The organism is uncultured Boseongicola sp. (assembly GCF_937988555.1).
Classification (GTDB): Bacteria; Pseudomonadota; Alphaproteobacteria; order Rhodobacterales; family Rhodobacteraceae; genus Boseongicola.
In genome coordinates this window covers 1-3,351 of record NZ_CALJXO010000360.1, presented here as the reverse complement: position 1 = coordinate 3,351, position 3,351 = coordinate 1, and the positions used below count along the sequence as shown (strand labels likewise).

General features: G+C 56.0%; 2 protein-coding genes and 1 pseudogene. 2 read left to right on the top strand and 1 reads right to left on the bottom strand.

Annotated elements, in window-relative coordinates; translation table 11 throughout:
• Together Q1B15_RS21215 and Q1B15_RS21210 are read left to right on the top strand one after the other, a co-directional pair.
• A pseudogene (locus Q1B15_RS21215) lies at positions 1–469 on the top strand (ABC transporter permease); the annotation flags it as partial.
• Positions 469–1,752: an amidohydrolase family protein gene (locus Q1B15_RS21210; protein WP_299757751.1), complete on the top strand. Its 1,284-nt coding sequence runs from the start codon at positions 469–471 to the stop codon at positions 1,750–1,752. The pseudogene Q1B15_RS21215 and the gene Q1B15_RS21210, both read left to right, overlap by 1 nt.
• 261 nt (positions 1,753–2,013) lie before the next feature.
• On the opposite strand, the gene Q1B15_RS21205 is transcribed toward Q1B15_RS21210, so the two are convergent.
• The gene (locus Q1B15_RS21205; RefSeq protein ID WP_299757749.1) at positions 2,014–3,294 is read right to left on the bottom strand and encodes an MFS transporter; all 1,281 of its coding nucleotides are present in this window, start codon (positions 3,292–3,294) and stop codon (positions 2,014–2,016) included.
• Positions 3,295–3,351 lie beyond the last annotated feature (57 nt).

The following is a 3,351-nucleotide window of genomic DNA, read 5'->3' as shown; positions in this document are numbered from 1 at the left end:
TGTAGCCGTTGTGGCGGTGATCCTGTATCGCACACCGTTGGGGCTTGCTGTGCGGGCCGCTGGCGAAAGCCCCGCGGCGGTTGCGGCGCAAGGACTGTCGGTGACGGCAATCCGTATGGGAGCAGTCATTGTCGGCAGCGGTTTCATGGCGATGGGCGGTGCGTTCTTAACCATGTCCGCTTTTGACAGTTTCTTTTTTGAAATGGTCAACGGGCGCGGCTGGATCTGTATAGCGCTTGTCGTTTTCGGATCTTGGAGACCTGGAAAGGCCTTGTTGGGGGCGGTGCTTTTTGCGGCCTTTGACGCGCTTCAGATCCGCGTTCAGCAGACGAATTTTGGATCGCAAATTCCGTATCAGTTTTTTCTGATGATGCCTTATATTTTGTCCATTCTGGCCCTTGTTGTGATGTCGCGGCGCGCCAAAGTTCCTGCCGCCCTGATGGTGCCGTTCAATAAAGGAGAACGCTAATGTTTGATCTCATCGTCAAGGGGGGCGTTCTACCCGATGGGAAAGTGGCTGATATCGGGATCAAAGGCAATAAAATCGCGGCCATTGGGCCGCTCGACGATGCAGAGGCCGCACAGGTCATAGATGCGTCGGGCGATCTGGTCAGCCCCCCATTTGTCGATCCGCATTTCCATATGGATGCGACCTTGTCCTACGGATTGCCACGCATCAACACCTCCGGGACGCTGCTCGAAGGCATCGGGCTGTGGGGCGAACTCAAACAAGTCATGACACAGGATGATGTCGTGGACCGCGCGCTCAAATACTGTGATTGGGCTGCAAGCATGGGGTTGCTGGCAATCCGCAGTCATGTTGACACCTGCGACGACAGGCTGTTGGGGGTAGAGGCATTGCTCGAGGTCCGCAACCAAGTGAAGGACTACATCGATTTGCAGCTGGTTGCCTTCCCGCAAGACGGATTTTACCGCGACGCGACAGCCCGCCAAAACACCATTCGTGCCTTGGATATGGGGGTCGATGTCGTGGGCGGCATTCCCCATTTTGAGCGTACAATGACCGATGGTGCGGCATCAGTGACAGAGCTTTGCGAAATCGCCGCAGGGCGCGGGTTGCAGGTTGATATGCATTGCGATGAAACGGATGATCCACATTCACGGCACATTGAAACACTCGCGCGTGAAACGCAGCGTTTAGGGTTGCAGGGCCGCGTTGCGGGATCACATCTGACCTCGATGCATTCAATGGACAACTACTATGTATCCAAGCTGCTTCCGTTGATCGCGGAGGCAGAGATCAATGTAATCCCCAACCCTTTGATCAACATCGTCCTGCAAGGCCGACATGATACATACCCCAAACGGCGCGGTCTGACGCGCGTGAAAGAGATGCTTGCGCTCGGAATCAACGTCGGTTGGGGGCAGGATTGTGTGCTGGATCCGTGGTACTCGCTTGGTACTGGCGATATGTTGGATGTCGCCTTTATGGGGCTACATGTTGCGCAAATGACCAGCCCGAAAGAGATGCGAACCTGTTTTGATATGGTCACGGTGAACAATGCAAAAACGATGGGCCTGACCGACTACGGTCTGCATGTAGGGGCAAAGGCATCGTTGGTGGTCCTTGATGCGGGGGACCCAATTGAAGCGCTGCGCCTGCGCGCCGGGCGGCTGTGCGTCATTGCAAATGGCTCTGTCGTCAGCCAGACGCCGCGCGCGGACGCATCGCTTACCCTTAAGGGGCGGCCTGAAATGTTGCGCAGGCGGCATAATTCGGGCGATCTGTAATCTATGCGGGCAGTATCAGATGAAGCGGATCTGCTCGTTCTGCCTCCGCCCTGTGCCTTGAAGCTCGGACATAATTCCTAAGTTTGCAAAATGACTCTAAAGCATTGCGATGAAAAAGCAGCCGAAACTCGTTCGCAAATAGTGTTAGAGGGCTGCAAACCTTAGGGTCGCGAAAAGGCGAATGTTTGGTCCTATCCGGATGCTAGATGACGGCCCTACCCGTCTCAAGACACTTTGCTCTGACATCCCCGAGCGCTCGACCTAGGGACTTCCCGCCGTCAGTGCATTCCTACGAAACGCCTCAGGTGCAATGTTCGCTTCGGCCGGCAAGGGAGGATAAGCCACCCGTCCTTGCCCGAGCCTTGGATGCAGCCGGGCTGCCAAGCCCCATGCAACCAGCAGGCCAGCGCCACCGGCAGCGAACACGCCTGAAATCGGGGCGACCAGCAGGACAAGCCAGGCTACTCCGGGCGTGATGATGCCAGATACGTCCCGATAACTTGAGTAAACGGCAGACATTTCTGTCCTCTCAGACGGCTTTACGGCCAGAAGAAACGGCAGCCCTGCCGATACATCCAACAAGATCAAAAAGAACGAGGCCAGCATCAGGCTGAGCACCGCGAGCCAGGGTACGTCAGCCACCAATCCGCCAAGGACAAACAACATTCCTGATACGCAAAAGCCTGTTCGGATGGCATGACGAATAGATCGCCGTTGCATCCATCCCAGCATAAGCGGCGTCACAAAAAGTGCTCCGTTTGAAATTGACAATGCAATTCCGCCAAGCTGGTCTCCAAGCCCATTCTCAATTGCAAAGATTGGCATGTAGACCACATAGACCCACCAACCGCAGGACCGGATGACCGCGAAGGTCCAGCCTGCGATGAGTCTCGGTTTGCCTGCAAACCGGGGCAGGAATGCCAGAGGATTGGTGGGGGCTGTACGGCTTTTGGTGATGAGCTTGCCGTTCCCAAGCCGCATGTAAAGGAACATACCAAGCATAAGCGCGGCTGCTGTCGCCGCGACGATAAAGGGTGCCGGGCTCCACCAACTGAACAGTATGACGCCCACCGCAGGACCAGCGGTCCAGCCAAGCGCACTGTAGAACATGCGCGATGTTTCGCACCGGCCAAGCTCTATTTTAGCGATGTAATCAAGGACATAAGCGTTGAAGCAGACGAAGGTGACAACGGTTGAGATCGTGATCAAAAGCAGTGCTGTCACAATGGCCGCCGGGGAGCCCTGAATAGCAAGCAGAGCGCCTACTGCGAACAAACCAGCACCAGCAGAATATACCCAGCGTCGTGCGATAAATCTGGTCAGATAGGGGACCATCAGTCCGGTAAGCAGAGACACCAAACCGACGGCGAAATAGACCTTGGAGACAATCAGCGCGTCCTGCAGGGCTTGATACATTGCGAGCGGAAAGACCGATATCAAAATACCTCGGGCCATGGCCTCCGCCCCTGCAAGCATCGCAAACCCCCGCACGCTTGGTGCGGGAGCATGGCGCAGCCATTCAGGGATACGGCGCTCAAGCATGGCGAAAACTCACTGTGTCTCCGGCACTTTAGCAGACAGGTTTCACAGCGAGCGTCT

Bases quoted from the DNA above. Each gene is read 5' to 3' on its own strand.
- Q1B15_RS21210 (WP_299757751.1), top strand. From the start codon at position 469: ATGTTTGATCTCATCGTCAAGGGGGGCGTTCTACCCGATGGGAAAGTG.
- Q1B15_RS21205 (WP_299757749.1), bottom strand. From the start codon at position 3,294: ATGCTTGAGCGCCGTATCCCTGAATGGCTGCGCCATGCTCCCGCACCA.